Annotated in this window: 12 protein-coding genes; 6 read left to right on the top strand and 6 right to left on the bottom strand. The window is 62.9% G+C overall.

The window, feature by feature from the left end; genetic code table 11:
• Nucleotides 1-32 precede the first annotated feature (32 nt).
• Nucleotides 33-413, top strand: coding sequence for a SirB2 family protein (locus ACNKU3_RS14140; protein WP_418260148.1), 381 nt, complete (start codon nucleotides 33-35; stop codon nucleotides 411-413).
• Nucleotides 414-419: 6 nt separating this feature from the next.
• On the opposite strand, the gene ACNKU3_RS14135 is transcribed toward ACNKU3_RS14140, so the two are convergent.
• The 3 genes from ACNKU3_RS14135 to ACNKU3_RS14125 form a co-directional block, all read right to left on the bottom strand.
• Nucleotides 420-2,273, bottom strand: coding sequence for a hypothetical protein (locus ACNKU3_RS14135; RefSeq protein ID WP_418260147.1), 1,854 nt, complete (start codon nucleotides 2,271-2,273; stop codon nucleotides 420-422).
• Between the two features lie 160 nt (nucleotides 2,274-2,433).
• Entirely contained in the window at nucleotides 2,434-2,805 is a 372-nt protein-coding gene (locus ACNKU3_RS14130; protein ID WP_418260146.1) for a hypothetical protein, read from the bottom strand.
• A 66-nt stretch (nucleotides 2,806-2,871) separates the two neighbouring features.
• On the bottom strand, nucleotides 2,872-3,879 hold the full coding sequence (locus ACNKU3_RS14125; RefSeq protein ID WP_418260144.1) for an SPOR domain-containing protein: 1,008 nt from the start codon (nucleotides 3,877-3,879) through the stop codon (nucleotides 2,872-2,874).
• A gap of 158 nt (nucleotides 3,880-4,037) precedes the next feature.
• On the opposite strand from ACNKU3_RS14125, the gene uvrD reads away from it, so the two are divergent.
• From uvrD to katG, 3 genes are all read left to right on the top strand, one after another.
• Nucleotides 4,038-6,191 (top strand): DNA helicase II, encoded by a 2,154-nt coding sequence (gene uvrD, locus ACNKU3_RS14120; RefSeq protein WP_418260143.1) that lies wholly within the window; start codon nucleotides 4,038-4,040, stop codon nucleotides 6,189-6,191.
• 22 nt (nucleotides 6,192-6,213) lie between these two features.
• Nucleotides 6,214-7,371 (top strand): TRAP transporter substrate-binding protein, encoded by a 1,158-nt coding sequence (locus ACNKU3_RS14115; RefSeq protein WP_418260142.1) that lies wholly within the window; start codon nucleotides 6,214-6,216, stop codon nucleotides 7,369-7,371.
• 205 nt (nucleotides 7,372-7,576) lie between these two features.
• Nucleotides 7,577-9,790 (top strand): catalase/peroxidase HPI, encoded by a 2,214-nt coding sequence (katG, locus tag ACNKU3_RS14110; RefSeq protein WP_418260141.1) that lies wholly within the window; start codon nucleotides 7,577-7,579, stop codon nucleotides 9,788-9,790.
• Between the two features lie 141 nt (nucleotides 9,791-9,931).
• Here katG and ACNKU3_RS14105 read toward each other — a convergent pair whose 3' ends face one another.
• Genes ACNKU3_RS14105 through ACNKU3_RS14095 form a run of 3 tightly spaced genes read right to left on the bottom strand, consistent with a single transcriptional unit; the run spans nucleotide 9,932 to nucleotide 12,234 of the window.
• Nucleotides 9,932-10,324 (bottom strand): acyl-CoA thioesterase, encoded by a 393-nt coding sequence (locus ACNKU3_RS14105; RefSeq protein ID WP_418260140.1) that lies wholly within the window; start codon nucleotides 10,322-10,324, stop codon nucleotides 9,932-9,934.
• Between the two features lie 36 nt (nucleotides 10,325-10,360).
• On the bottom strand, nucleotides 10,361-11,722 hold the full coding sequence (locus ACNKU3_RS14100) for a TRAP transporter large permease (protein ID WP_418260139.1): 1,362 nt from the start codon (nucleotides 11,720-11,722) through the stop codon (nucleotides 10,361-10,363).
• A 2-nt stretch (nucleotides 11,723-11,724) separates the two neighbouring features.
• Nucleotides 11,725-12,234 (bottom strand): TRAP transporter small permease subunit, encoded by a 510-nt coding sequence (locus ACNKU3_RS14095; RefSeq protein ID WP_418260138.1) that lies wholly within the window; start codon nucleotides 12,232-12,234, stop codon nucleotides 11,725-11,727.
• 98 nt (nucleotides 12,235-12,332) lie between these two features.
• Here ACNKU3_RS14095 and yaaA point away from each other — a divergent pair, with 98 nt between their 5' ends.
• Both yaaA and ACNKU3_RS14085 read left to right on the top strand, forming a co-directional pair.
• The gene (gene yaaA / locus ACNKU3_RS14090; protein ID WP_418260137.1) at nucleotides 12,333-13,121 is read left to right on the top strand and encodes a peroxide stress protein YaaA; all 789 of its coding nucleotides are present in this window, start codon (nucleotides 12,333-12,335) and stop codon (nucleotides 13,119-13,121) included.
• 2 nt (nucleotides 13,122-13,123) lie between these two features.
• Nucleotides 13,124-13,717: a DUF938 domain-containing protein gene (locus ACNKU3_RS14085; RefSeq protein ID WP_418260136.1), complete on the top strand. Its 594-nt coding sequence runs from the start codon at nucleotides 13,124-13,126 to the stop codon at nucleotides 13,715-13,717.
• Nucleotides 13,718-13,818: the final 101 nt, after the last annotated feature.

Here is a 13,818-nt window from a genome sequence, read left to right as displayed (position 1 = left end):
GGCCTGAGTTTTCCAGCGCCGTGTTCTCGCTGTTGAAGTTACTGCATGTCTCCTGCGCGTTCATTTCGATAACGGGATTCACCCTGCGCGGCTATTGGGCGCTCACCGGTAATTCCCTGCGGCAGCACCGCCTGGCCAGGGTCCTGCCACATGTCGTCGATACCCTGCTGCTGGCTTCGGCCCTGGGCATGCTGTGGCTCTGGCGGGTTTCGCCCCTCGCGGTGGGCTGGCTGGAGGCCAAGCTGATAGCCCTGGTGATCTACATCCTGCTCGGCATGATCACCCTGCGGTTCGCCACCACCGGGCTCGGGCGCAGCCTGGCCTACGTGGCGGCGCTGTGCACGGCGGGCTATATCGTCAGCGTTGCGCTGACCCATTCCCCGCGGGGATTCCTGCTGGTATTCCCGTTCTGAGTGCGCTTACTGCTCGCTGTGAACCTTGTGCCGGCCCTCGAGGACCTGCTGGATATTGCGGTGATGGCTGACCTGCTCCCGCTGTCGGGCCACGCGCTGGGGCAGGGGCAGGGACTGGCCGCGGCTGGCACTGTCGAAGGTGCGCAGGTCGAAGTAGTCGCACAGGCCCTGTCCCGCAGTCAGGGCTTGCTGGGCGGGCGTATCATCCAGGTAGGCTGACAGGTCACTGTCGTCGAGAATATCCGCCATGACCAGCCGGGCCCGCTGTTTGATTGCCGGGTCGAACACGCGATTGCGACGCCCCCAGCGCAGTGTGTAGTCGTCGCAGGTCGGCCGATAGTCAGAGCCCGGATCATCGACAAACGCCACGATCCGTTCGATGCCGAAAAAGTGGTTGGAGAGCACCTCTTCCACCAGCATGGCGGTATCCTCCGCCCGGCTGGAGAAGGCATAGAGGTCGTTGGCGTATTCACTGCCAAATTCCAGCCCCACATCCCGAGCGGTCAATTGCAGCAGGTTGCTGCCCGGTGCCGCGCCGTAGTAAAGACTGTCGGCCAATTCATAGAGCAATGCGGAAGCCAGCGGGTACGTGGCCGCGAGTTGCGCGCTCGGCGAAAAGTCGTAGACCCTGCTGAACATATCAAGCGGTGTCGCATTGCCGGTTGTGTGCACCAGTTGCGCGGCAGGCACCGAATCGTTGGCATGGGTGAGTTCGTGGATCAGCAGGGTGGCCATGGGCCGGAGAATGTCTGCAACACTGCGCTCGACACCATCCGGCCACTCAGCCGAGGGAATCCAGGCTTCGGTGCGGCCTTCGACATACAGCCAGAAGGGGAAAAAGCGGAATACCGAGCCGTATTCCTCCCGGTAGTCCGGTTCGCTGCTGATACTGCGGCGTTCCGTGGGCGTCAGCCACAAATCGTCCGGGTCCAGGTAAATGGCTCCGGTGGCGGGTGAATAGAATGAAGGCCGTATTTCGCTGCTGATAACCACACTGGTCACGCTGCGGAACATTTGCAGCAGTTCCGGCGGCAGTTCCAGCAGCACCTCCCGCAGCCGCTTGCCCATCCACGCATGGGATACCAGGGTGCGCTGCATGATGTCGGTGACAGCGAGCGTATCGGTGGTGCCGCCGATGAAGGGCAGGGTGTCGAAATTGCACAGGTCAAACAGGCCCTGTGGCGCCGCACAATCATGCAGGACCTCAGCCCAGCGGCTGGTGCTGTTGTAGGGGTGCAGTTCGGCGGCGGCCAGTTCCTGGAACCGAAGGTCGATGGACGCGCTGGCGATCAGGCCATCGCGGTCGCGCGCGCTGATAAACGGCCAGAAGTCATCGGGGTCATCGCTCCGCGCCAGGGGGAATACGTAGTCACCGCCGCGGAGTGTGCCGGGTATGACGCGTTTGCGGTCGATCGTCGCCATGAAAAACCGGGCTTCGTCGAGGTCGGGGATACCGGCGATGGCCACGGAGTTTGCCGGCATACGCCATTCACGGCTTTGCGGATACCACCACAGGTCGAAATCAACCAGTTTCAGCGGACCCGCGTAGTGATCGGTGAATTCCGCCCGCAGGGGGAATTGCTGATCCCGGGCCCACAGGTTCTGCCCTACCTGCAGCGGGCATGCAGCGTAGGTGTTCGCGCAGAGAAAATGCCAGCGCGCAAACTGGCGCCCCGGGAATGGAATGGCGTGGAAACGCTCGTCGAAATCCTCGTTGATCTCCAGCACACGCCCGTTGCGGTAGACCTGCGCGGCAGTTTCAGCGTAGATGAACCCGGTGCCCTGGGTTTCGAATGCCAGGCGGCAGGAGGCGAGCGCCGTACCGGCAATGACCAGGAGAAAACAGCGAACCCACCGCATTGTCGTTACCTTGCGTCGATTGATTCCGGAAACCGCTTGTACCGAATCCGCCTGGAACGGGTGACAGCGTAGAATTTGGGACTATAGGCCAACAGAAGCCTGGGGGGAAATGAGCGGATACCGGTCGGGTTCCGGTATCCGCTGCCGGGTCGAACCGGGATCAGGGGTTGGCGGCCTTGTACTCGCGAACTTCGGTGTTGAACTGGCCGGCTACCTCTTCTTCAGCGGTCACGGACGCGTTGTAGGCATCCTGGATTGCCATGAAGTTCTGGGTCGCCTCATCGGATTCCTCGTCGCTATCGCCCTGTTCCGCCGCCAGCTTGGCCTCCTCCATGGCGGGTTCCAGGCATTCGCGGTAGGCGATGTTCTCGGCCTGGTAGGTCTTGACCGCCTGTTGCCCCTCCAGCATCTGCTCCATGGTAGAGGTGGCGCCGTCCGGCAGGACGGGTTTTTCGGGCGCACTGCAATCGGCGGCAATGGCCTGGCTCGCACCGAGGATCAGGGCCAGGGCAGTGAGAGTGAATGGTTTCATCGGAGCTTCCTGTGTCTTGGTTATTCGGGGAGGAAAACATTAGCAGCCCGGGTTGAATCTGCCAAGTCAGCGCTCCTGGCCCACCCAGAGTTTGGGCAGCTTGAATTCTATTTCCAGCGCGCGCGCCACCTGGTCGGCGGTTGCCTTGTCCGACAGCCCGACCACGCGTACGCGATAGACGGTGCGCCCCGCGCTTTCCCCGCTTGCCACGATGACCTTGCCGGTTTCGGGCTGCAGTTTACCCGACCATTTCTCAGCGGTTTCGCGCTGATTATAGGAACTGAAATTGACAAACCAGGTACCCGGGCTGCCGGTTGCCGTGGTCGCCGGCGAGGTGCTTGTGGCAGTGGTTTTCGACGGGGTGCTAGGGGTAGGGACCGGGGGCGTGGTTACGGTGCTCGCCACAGTCCGGTCCAGGGCATTTTGCTGGGTCTGTAACTGTGCTTCCAGGCCGTTGACGATAGCCTGCAGGCTGCGGTTCTCCTGTGACAGCTGCTCGACTTCCTCAGCCAGTTCGCGATTGCGGCCAGCGGCTTCCTCGGCGGCCGCGCGGCTGGCGCTGACTTCCGCTGGTGGCGCAGAAGTCGCCAGCTGGGCCTGCAGCTGGCGGACTTCTTCGCGCAGCGTCGCCCGCTGCTCGATGGTGCCGTAACCGCCGAATGCCAGCAGGGCCAGGGCGACGATAGCGACAATTATCAGGCCGAGCGACAGGTGTCGCTCGCGGGGCGCGTCGCTCCCGCCCCGGCCTTTATTCTCAGTTTCAACCCAGTAGGCTTGGTCGCTCTCGTCGGTATCCCAGATGGAGACTTCTTCGACGAGTTCCATATCACTGTTCCGGTCGGACAGTGTGTCCCGGTCAAACTTTTCCCCGTCATCCTCTTCTTCAACGAAGTCCCATAGTTCGAGTTCCCCGACGATGTTGCCGGGAGGCGCATCGATATCTTCGTCTTCCTCGGTGTAGATAGCTGCGAAGTCGCTATCCCGATCGGAGGTTTCATATTCGTCTTCCTCGATGGTGTCGAAGCGGGATTCTTCCCAGTCGTAATCGTCGTCCCGGAATTTATTGTCGCTCATCTGCCTGTGTCACTCGTGATGATCCCGGTTTCGATACTACCAGACCGCCGCCGATCATCCATTTACTCGGGGTGAATTATCTTGTTTCCGCTCCGCCTGGTGCGCTGCGGCCACTAAAATCCGAACCCATCCGGCTACCTCTCGGGTAGAATGGCCCGATGGACGTTTCCGATATTCTTTCCGGGTTGAACCAGGCCCAACGGGAGGCCGTTGCCGCCGATAACCAGAACCTGCTGGTGCTGGCCGGTGCCGGCAGCGGCAAGACCCGGGTACTGGTGCACCGCATTGCCTGGCTGATCCGCGCCGAGGGCCTGTCGCCGGGCTCGATCCTGGCAGTGACCTTTACCAACAAGGCCGCGCGCGAAATGCGCTCGCGGGTGGAGGAAATGCTGCAGATTCGCGGCCACGGGCTGTGGATGGGCACCTTCCACGGCCTCGCCCACCGTCTGCTCAAGTCCCACTGGCGCGAGGCCGGCCTGCCTCAGGAGTTCCAGATCCTCGATGCCGACGACCAGCTGCGGCTGGTCAAGCGGGTGTGCCGGGAACTGCAGCTGGACGAGAGCCGCTGGCCGCCCAAGCAGGCGATGTGGTACATCAATGCGCAGAAGGACGAGGGGCTGCGCGCACGCAATATCGAGCCCCCGCCCGGGGATTTCTTCGCCCGCACCATGCTGGAGGTCTACCGCGCCTACGAAACCGCCTGCGAACGCGCCGGGCTGGTCGATTTTGCCGAGCTGCTGTTGCGCGCCCACGAACTCTGGTTGCAGCACCCGGAGGTGCTGGCGCACTACCAGCAGCGCTTCCGCCAGATACTGGTGGACGAGTTCCAGGACACCAATACCATCCAGTACGCCTGGCTGCGGGTGCTGGCCGGAAACCGCATACCGGTGGTCGCCGTGGGTGACGACGACCAGTCCATCTACGGTTGGCGGGGTGCCAAAATCGAGAACATCCAGCGCTTCAGCGACGATTTCCATCCGGTGCAGACGGTGCGGCTGGAGCAGAACTACCGCTCCACCCAGACCATCCTGCAGGCGGCCAATGCCGTCATCGCCAACAATTTCGGCCGGCTCGGCAAGGAGCTGTGGACCTCGGGCGACCAGGGCGAACCCATAACCGTCTACGCGGGCTTCAATGAACACGACGAGGCGCGCTTTATCGTCGACCAGATCGAACGCTGGCGGGAAGAGGGGGAATCCCTGTCCTCCGCGGCTATCCTCTACCGCTCCAACGCACAGTCCCGGGTACTGGAAGAAGCGCTGCTGCGGGCGGGCCTGCCCTACCGTATCTACGGCGGCCAGCGTTTCTATGAACGGCTGGAAATCCGCAACGCCCTGGCCTACCTGCGCCTGTTGCCCAGCCGCGGCGACGACGCGGCGATGGAGCGGGTGATCAATACTCCGCCGCGGGGCATTGGCGGCAAGACCCTGGACAAGGTGCGCGATACCGCCCGGGAGCGCGGGGTCACCCTGTGGCAGGCGATCGGGGTTGTCGGCGAGGAAAAACTCTTGCCGGCGCGGGCGCTGAGCGCGCTGGAGGGCTTCACCGTACTGATCGACGAACTGGACAGCGGCAGCGACCAGCTGCCCCTGGAGGAGCTGGTGGATCACGTACTGCAGGGCTCGGGACTGCTGGAGTTCCACCGCCTGGAAAAGGGTGAGAAGGGCCAGGCGCGGGTGGAGAACCTCGAGGAACTGGTCGCCGCGGCGCGCCAGTTCGAGGCCGACCCGGCGGAAGAGCTTTCGCCGCTGCAGCAATTCCTCGCCAACGCCGCGCTGGATGCCGGCGACGCCCAGGCCGACGAGCACGAGGACAGTGTCCAGCTGATGACCCTGCACTCCGCCAAAGGCCTCGAGTTTCCGCTGGTGTTTCTCGCCGGGATGGAGGAAAACCTGTTCCCCCACCGCATGTCGGTCGAGGAGCCGGGGCGCCTGGAGGAGGAGCGCCGCCTGTGTTATGTCGGCATTACCCGCGCCATGCAGAAACTCTACATCACCTATGCCGAATCCCGCCGCCTGCACGGCAGTGAGAGCTTCAACACGCCATCGCGGTTCCTGCGCGAGATTCCGGCGGAGTTGTTGCAGGAAGTGCGCATCAACAATACGGTGGCAAGGCCGGTGAGCAGTTTCGAGCGCGCCGCCGTGCCGGACACCGGCATCAGCCTCGGCCAGCGCGTCTACCACCAGATTTTTGGCGAGGGCACCGTGCTAAACTTCGAGGGGCGGGGCGGCAGCGCCCGGGTCGAGGTCAACTTCGACGACGAGGGCGCCAAGTGGCTGGTGCTGCAGTACGCCAACCTGCAGCTGCTATAACAATAGAAACAGGAACCGGGGAATGTCCAAACCCACACTGGAACAGCGTTTCTCTCCACTGATCATCCTCGCGCTGGTTGCCGCGCTGGTGCTGGTGATCGGCCTCTGGGCAAGGGACAAGGCGGGAGCGGGCAGTCGCGACCTGCAGGCGACGCAGGCCGGCCAGACCGAGACCTTCCACTGGAAGCTGGTGACGACCTGGCCGAAGAACTTTCCCGGCCTCGGCAGCGCGCCGGAGCTGTTCGCCAAGCGCATCGGGGAGATGAGCAACGGCCGGCTTACCGTGCGGGTCTATGGCGCCGGTGAAATCGTGCCCGCCCTCGGCGTGTTCGACGCAGTTTCCCAGGGGGTGGCAGATGCCGGGCACGGCGCCGCCTACTACTGGAAAGGCAAGGTGCCCTCCTCGGTGTTCTTCACTGCGATACCCTTCGGCCTCAACGCCCAGGAAATGTACGGCTGGCTTTACTACGGGGGCGGCCTGGAGCTGTGGCAGGAAGCCTACGCGCCATTCCACCTGATTCCCCTTCCCGGCGGTAGTACCGGGGTGCAGATGGGCGGCTGGTTCAACCGCGAGATCAACTCGGTGGCCGACCTGCAGGGCCTGAAAATGCGTATTCCCGGCCTCGCCGGGGAGGTCTTTACCGCGGCGGGCGGTACCTCCATCACCCTGCCGGGCAGCGAGCTGTATACCTCGCTGCAAACCGGCGTCATCGACGCCCTCGAGTGGGTGGGTCCCTACAACGATCGCATCATGGGGTTCCAGGAAGTCGCCAAATACTACTACTACCCTGGCTGGCATGAACCGGGCTCGATCCTCGAGTTCATTATCAACGAGCAGTCCATGGCGGCCCTGCCCGCTGACCTGCAGGCCATCGTGCGCGCCGCGGCCCGGGCGGCCAGCGAGGACATGCTCGCCGAGTACACCGCGCGCAACAACGAGGCGCTGGTGGAACTGGTGAATACCGACGGCGTGCAGGTGCGCCGTTTCCCCGAGGATGTGCTGCGCGCTTTCTGGCAGGGTACCCGCCAGGCGATGCAGGAACTGACCGCCCGCGACCCCCTGTCGGCCCGCGTCTACACGTCCTACAGTGACTTCTACCGCAACGTGCGCGAATACCACCACATATCCGAGCAGTCCTACCTCAACATGCGCGACGACATCATCGGCGACGGCCTCTGATCCAGGGGTTGTCAGTCCTCTGAACTAATAAAAAACCGAACGTCAGGTTCTATTTTTCAAATTGTGCCTATCGGACTTCCTGCGTCTATGCTGGTTACAGGTAGCGGGATTGATTTACCGAGTGGTTGGTCAGTGCGTTTTGCAGGACGTTTCCTCGCTACCCATAAATAAACGCCCAAATGAATACCAGGAAGTGAGGACAACGATGAAACAACTAACGACCCTGCGTAAGGCCGTGACCATCGCCACGCTGTGTGCGATTGGTTCTGCATCCGCCATCGCCGATGAAATGGCGGTGCGCGACAACGATTACTGGTGGCCCAACCGACTGGACCTGACACCACTGCGTGACTCCACGGCTTCTGCAGCACCCACGGCTGCCGGATTCGACTATGCGGACGCTTTCGCGACCGTGGACCTGGATGCCCTGAAAAAAGATCTCGCGGCGCTGATGACCACCTCCCAGGACTGGTGGCCCGCGGACTTCGGTCACTACGGACCGTTCTTCATCCGCATGTCCTGGCACGCCGCAGGCACCTACCGCACGATCGACGGCCGCGGCGGCGCCGATGGCGGCATGCAGCGTTTCGCCCCCCTGAACAGCTGGCCGGATAACGCCAGCCTGGACAAGGCCCGCCGCCTGCTGATGCCGATCAAGGAAAAATACGGTAATGCGGTCTCCTGGGCCGACCTGATTGTGCTCGCCGGCAATATGGCGATGGACGATATGGGCTTCAAGACCCTGGGCTTTGCCTTCGGCCGGGAAGACGAGTGGGAGCCCGAAGATGTCAACTGGGGTCCCGAGGGCGAATGGCTGACCGACCAGCGCCGCAATGCGGAAGGCCGCATCGAAGGACCCTTCGGCGCCACGGAAATGGGCCTGATCTACGTCAATCCCGAAGGTCCGCACAAAAACCCGGACCCGCTGGCAGCGGCGCAGGCGATTCGCGACGCCTTTGGCCGCATGGCGATGAATGACGAGGAAACCGCCGCGCTGATCGCCGGTGGCCATACCTTCGGCAAGGCCCACGGCGCCCACAAGGCCGCCGATTGCGTCGGTCCTGAGCCGGAGGCGGCACCGCTGGAAGACCAGGGTATGGGCTGGAAAAACAAGTGTGGCACGGGCAAGGGCGCGGACACCGTGACCAGTGGCCTGGAGGGCGCCTGGACGGTGAACCCGACCGCGTGGACCCACAACTACCTGCAGAACCTCTATGGCTTTGAGTGGGAACTGACCACCAGCCCCGGTGGCGCGCAGCAGTGGCAGCCGAAGGATGGCAAGGGCGCGGGGATGGTTCCCGACGCACACGACGCCAGCAAGCGCCACGCGCCGATGATGTTCACCACGGACCTGGCGCTGAAAGAGGATCCGGCTTACCGCAAGATTACCCAGCGCTGGCTCGAGCACCCGGAGGAGTTTGAGCAGGCCTATGCCCGCGCCTGGTTCAAGCTGATCCACCGCGACATGGGCCCGACGTCCCGCTACCTGGGCGCCTGGGTGCCGCAGGAGACCTTCATCTGGCAGGATCCCGTGCCGAAGGCCGACTACAAGCAGGTCTCCGACAAGGACATCAAGAAGCTGAAGAAGGAAATTCTCGATTCTGGCCTGACCGTCCCCGAACTGGTTCGCACCGCATGGGCATCGGCGTCATCGTTCCGCGGCACCGACATGCGCGGTGGTGCCAACGGCGCGCGCATTCGCCTGGCACCGCAGAAGGACTGGGCGGCCAACAATCCGGCTGAACTTGCCAAGGTACTCGGCAAACTGGAGGCGATCCAGGAGGACTTCAACGGTCGCAAGACCAGGGTCTCGATGGCTGACCTGATCGTTCTCGGTGGTGCCGCGGCGATCGAGAAGGCCGCCGGGGATGCCGGTTACACGATCGAGGTACCCTTCGTACCCGGCCGCACCGACGCCACCCAGGAAATGACCGACGTGACCTCCTTCGCGGTGCTGGAACCGAAGGCTGATGGCTTCCGCAACTATATCGCTGCGGACTACCCGCGCCCGCCGGCTGTCGCCCTGGTGGAGAAGGCTGCGCTGCTCGACCTGACCGTGCCCGAGATGACTGCACTGGTCGGCGGCATGCGCGTCCTCGGCGCCAATGCCGACGGCAGCAGCTACGGCGTGTTGACCGACAAGCCCGGAACCCTGAGCAACGATTTCTTCGTCAACCTGGTGGATATGTCCACCCAGTGGGAGAAATCCGGGACCCCGGGCCTGTACATCGGTACCGATAGCGAGACCGGTAAGGTCAAGTGGAACGCCACCCCGGTGGACCTGATCTTCGGTTCCAACTCCGAGCTGCGCGCGGTAGCCGAGTTCTACGCCCAGAACGACTCGCAGCAGAAGTTCGTCGACGACTTTGTCGCCGCGTGGACCAAGGTGATGACTGCCGACCGCTTCGATGTGAAGTGACCCCAGACTCCCGGCGGGTCATCCCGATGGCCCGCCGGGACAAAAACAGCAACGGCGCTACTGTAATGGTAGCGCCGTTTTTTTTGCCCTGGCCTTGATTCCGCCTGTGTGGGCGGGCCGGAGAAATCCGGGGAAAAGTGCCTAGCGGTTGATGGCCCGGGTACGGCCGTTCTGGTCGATGGCGACAAAGACGAACTCGCCCTCGGTCACCTTGAGCGGTTCGCCGTCGTGCTTCGAGTTGATCCACACTTCGACGACGATGCGCACCGAGCTGCGGCCGATCTCCAGCACATCGCAGTAGCAGGTGACCACCGCGCCGACGTGGACCGGGGTCAGGAAGGCCATGCCCTCGATGGCGACGGTGGCGACGCGGCCGCGGGCCACTTCGCTGGCGGTGACCATGCCCGCCAGGTCCATCTGCGAGACCAGCCAGCCGCCAAAGATATCGCCGCTGGGATTGGTATCCCTGGGCATCGCCACAGTTTGCAGTGCCAGTTCACCCTGGGGGACTGGATTGGAGTCGATATCGTTCATGTCGGGAGCCTGAATCCGTTGCGCGTGAAATCCCTGTTACTTGAGTAAGGTGGGCAGCCAGGTTGCTATGGAGGGCCAGTACCACAGTGCCACAATCAGCAGGAGCTGAATGATTATAAAGGGTAGAACGCCGCGGTAGATAGCCCCGGTGTGCAAGTCCGGTGGCGCCACGCCCCGCAGGTAAAACAGGGCAAAACCGAAGGGCGGGGTGAGGAAGGATGTCTGCAGGTTGATGGCGATCATGACCCCCAGCCAGATCGGGTCGAGCCCCATGGCCAGCAGGATCGGCGCGACGATCGGCACCACGACAAAGGTGATTTCAATAAAATCGAGGATGAAACCGAGCAGGAAAATGACCACCATCACCACCAGGGTAGCCCCGAGCACGCCCCCCGGAAGTTGCTCGAACAGGTGGTGAATCAGCTCCTCCCCGCCAAAACCGCGAAACACCAGCGAAAATATCGCCGCGCCGATCAGGATCATGAACACCATGCAGGTCACTTCCATGGTGCTGATGACCGCTTCGCGCAGGCGCTGCAGGCTCAGCTGGCGCCGCAGCAGTGCCAGCAGCAGGGCGCCGACCGCACCAAAGCCCGCCGCCTCGGTAGGGGTCGCGGCGCCCAGCAGGATGGAGCCGAGTACCAGCGCGATCAGCGCCAGCGGCGGCAGCAGTCCCTGCAGCACTTCCCGCGAGGAGATGCGGGTTTCCTCCGCCGGGGGAGCCGCTTCTGGTTTCAGGTGCGCCACGCACCAGAGGTAGAGGATATAGGCCACTACCAGCATCAGTCCGGGGACCAGCGCACCGATGAACAGGTCGCCCACCGAGACTGTCTTGGTCGCCGCCACGTGCATCTTCAGCTGTGCCTGCTGGTAGGCGTTGCCGAGAATATCGCCGAGCAGCACCAGTGCAATGGAGGGCGGGATGATCTGCCCGAGGGTACCGGTGGCGCAGATGGTGCCGGTGGCGAGTGCGGGCGAATAGCCCGCGCGCAGCATGCTGGGCAGCGATAGCAGGCCCATGGTCACCACGGTGGCGCCGACGATGCCGGTGCTCGCCGCGAGCAGGGCGCCGACCACCACCACCGATATACCGAGGCCGCCCTTCAGGCTGCCAAACACCCGGGCCATGCTGCCGAGCAGTTCCTCGGCGATTTTTGATTTTTCCAGGATGGTGCCCATGAGGATGAACAGCGGCACCGCGATCAGGGTGGTGTTGTTGATCGTGCCGAAGACGCGGCCGGGCAGGGCGGAGAGGAAGCCCGCGTCGAAATGGCCGAGCAGGATACCGCCCGCGGCGAAACCGAGCGCCGTGCCGGCAAGGGTAAACGCCACCGGATAGCCCAGCATCAGCAGCAGGCAGACCGCGGCAAACATGTACAGCGAGGCGTACTCGACCACGGTCAGTCAATGCCCCGCAATACATTCAGGGCGCGCAGGGTCTCCGCCACACCCTGCAACAGGAGGTTGATCGCCATCGCCGGGATCAGGGATTTCAGCAGGTAGACGAAGGGCAGGCCACCGGGCTCGGTGGAAACCTCGCCGATGGCCCAGGACCCGGTGACAAAGTTCCAGCTGGTCAGCGCTATGAACACGCACATCGGCAGCAGGAAGATGACGCCGCCCAGGGCGTCGACCCAGGCCTTGCCGCGCGGCGAAAAGCCGCGATAGAAAATATCTACCCGTACATGGGCGCCGTGCTTGAGCGCATAGGCGGCGCCGAGCATGAACAGGCAGGCGTGCATGTAGGTGATGCTTTCCTGGGCGGCGATGGAGCCGGTGTTGAAGCCGTAGCGCATCACCACGACGACACTGGTCACCAGCGCCATGGCCAGCACCAGCCAGGCCAGCAGGCGGCCGCTGAAGTCCGTGAAACGGTCGATAGCTGCGATGATAGAAACTGTCAGGCCCATTTCCCGGGAGGCGTTTTTATTGCTTGGCGTGCAGAGTATCATAGCCGTCTCATTGAAGGGGACACCCTTGCAAAGCCACTTACCAAGAGCAGGACCCGATGCTGACAGTCATCTCCCCGGCCAAAACCCTGGATTTCGACACCCCGCCCACCACCCGCCGCAGTACCCAGCCGCAGTTTATCGAGCGCTCCGCCGAACTGGTGGAGGATGCCCGTGCCCTCAGCCCCGCGGATATCCGCAGCCTGATGGGTGTCAGCGAGAACATCGCCGAACTCAATCACCGCCGCTTCATGAACTGGTCGACGCCGTTCACCCTGGATAACGCCAAGCAGGCCGTACTGGCTTTCAAGGGCGACGTCTATACCGGACTCGAGGCGGAAACCCTGAGCAGCGAACAACTGGCCTTTGCCCAGCAACACCTGTGTATCCTCTCCGGTCTCTACGGCCTGCTGCGCCCGCTGGACCTGATGCAGCCCTACCGCCTGGAAATGGGTCTCAAGTTCGCCAACCGCGGCGGCAAAAACCTCTACGAATTCTGGGGCGACGAAATCACCCGGCAGCTGGAAAAGCAGCTGAAAAAATCCGGCAGCCCGGTGCTGGTCAACCTCGCCTCCAACGAATATTTCCGCGCGGTCAAACCCGGCGAACTCAGCGCAGAGCTGATCACGCCCGTGTTCAAGGACCTGAAAAACGGCAAGTACAAAATCATCAGCTTCTTCGCCAAGAAAGCCCGCGGCCAGATGGCACGCTACATCATCGACAAGGAACTCAACGACCCCGCCGAGCTGAAAAAATACCGCCTCGACGGCTACCGTTACAGCAAGGCCGATTCCACCGCCCACGAATGGGTCTTCACCCGCGACACAGCGCCGGCAGCGAAGGGCTGAGCATGGACGCACTGCCGTTTTCCCAGGCCTGCGAAAACAACAAGGCGCCGATTCTCGAGGTGCTCAGCCGCGTGTTCGCGGATCGCAACGCAGTCCTGGAAGTGGCCTCCGGCACCGGCCAGCACGCCACCTGGTTCGCCGGACACCTGCCCCACCTCAGCTGGCAACCCACGGAGCTGCCGGAGCACCTTCCCGTCCTGATGCCGCGCTGCGAACACTACGCGGGCACCAACCTGCGCCCGCCGCTGGTACTGGACGTCAGCCAGCGCCCCTGGCCCATCACCGTTCCCACCGCGATCTTCAGCGCCAACAGCCTGCACATCATGCCCTTCTCCTCGGTGGAGGACTTCTTCGCCGAGTTGGGTGACAGCGCCCCCGAAGGCACGTTGCTGGCGATCTACGGCCCCTTCAACTACAACGGCGCCTATACCTCGGAAAGCAATTCACGTTTCGACCAGTGGCTGGCACAACAGAGTCCCTACAGCGCCATTCGCGATTTCGAAGCGGTAAATGCTTTGGCTGAATCGGCGGGTTTTACATTGCAGGAAGACAATGCCATGCCGGCGAACAATCGACTGGTGGTCTGGCGTTCCTGAAAAGCGGTCAGCAAGAAAAGGTCACTCACTTTTATCCTGGTACCACCAGAGGCGTGTTGAAGCGCATGTCCCTCACCGGGGCGTGCGAGGCCATGGATGGC

This window comes from Haliea sp. E17, from assembly GCF_048323675.1.
In the GTDB taxonomy this organism is placed as follows: Bacteria; Pseudomonadota; Gammaproteobacteria; order Pseudomonadales; family Halieaceae; genus Mangrovimicrobium.
The sequence above is the reverse complement of the archived record's forward strand: the minus strand, read 5'-3'. Positions and strand labels throughout refer to the sequence as shown.

Excerpts from the sequence above, each read along its gene's own strand:
- ACNKU3_RS14095 (WP_418260138.1), bottom strand. The coding sequence starts at position 12,234 with ATGGGCCTGACAGTTTCTATCATCGCAGCTATCGACCGTTTCACGGAC.
- ACNKU3_RS14105 (WP_418260140.1), bottom strand. The coding sequence starts at position 10,324 with ATGAACGATATCGACTCCAATCCAGTCCCCCAGGGTGAACTGGCACTG.
- ACNKU3_RS14125 (WP_418260144.1), bottom strand. The coding sequence starts at position 3,879 with ATGAGCGACAATAAATTCCGGGACGACGATTACGACTGGGAAGAATCC.
- katG (WP_418260141.1), top strand. The coding sequence starts at position 7,577 with ATGAAACAACTAACGACCCTGCGTAAGGCCGTGACCATCGCCACGCTG.
- ACNKU3_RS14135 (WP_418260147.1), bottom strand. The coding sequence starts at position 2,273 with ATGCGGTGGGTTCGCTGTTTTCTCCTGGTCATTGCCGGTACGGCGCTC.
- yaaA (WP_418260137.1), top strand. The coding sequence starts at position 12,333 with ATGCTGACAGTCATCTCCCCGGCCAAAACCCTGGATTTCGACACCCCG.
- ACNKU3_RS14130 (WP_418260146.1), bottom strand. The coding sequence starts at position 2,805 with ATGAAACCATTCACTCTCACTGCCCTGGCCCTGATCCTCGGTGCGAGC.
- ACNKU3_RS14085 (WP_418260136.1), top strand. The coding sequence starts at position 13,124 with ATGGACGCACTGCCGTTTTCCCAGGCCTGCGAAAACAACAAGGCGCCG.
- ACNKU3_RS14115 (WP_418260142.1), top strand. The coding sequence starts at position 6,214 with ATGTCCAAACCCACACTGGAACAGCGTTTCTCTCCACTGATCATCCTC.
- uvrD (WP_418260143.1), top strand. The coding sequence starts at position 4,038 with ATGGACGTTTCCGATATTCTTTCCGGGTTGAACCAGGCCCAACGGGAG.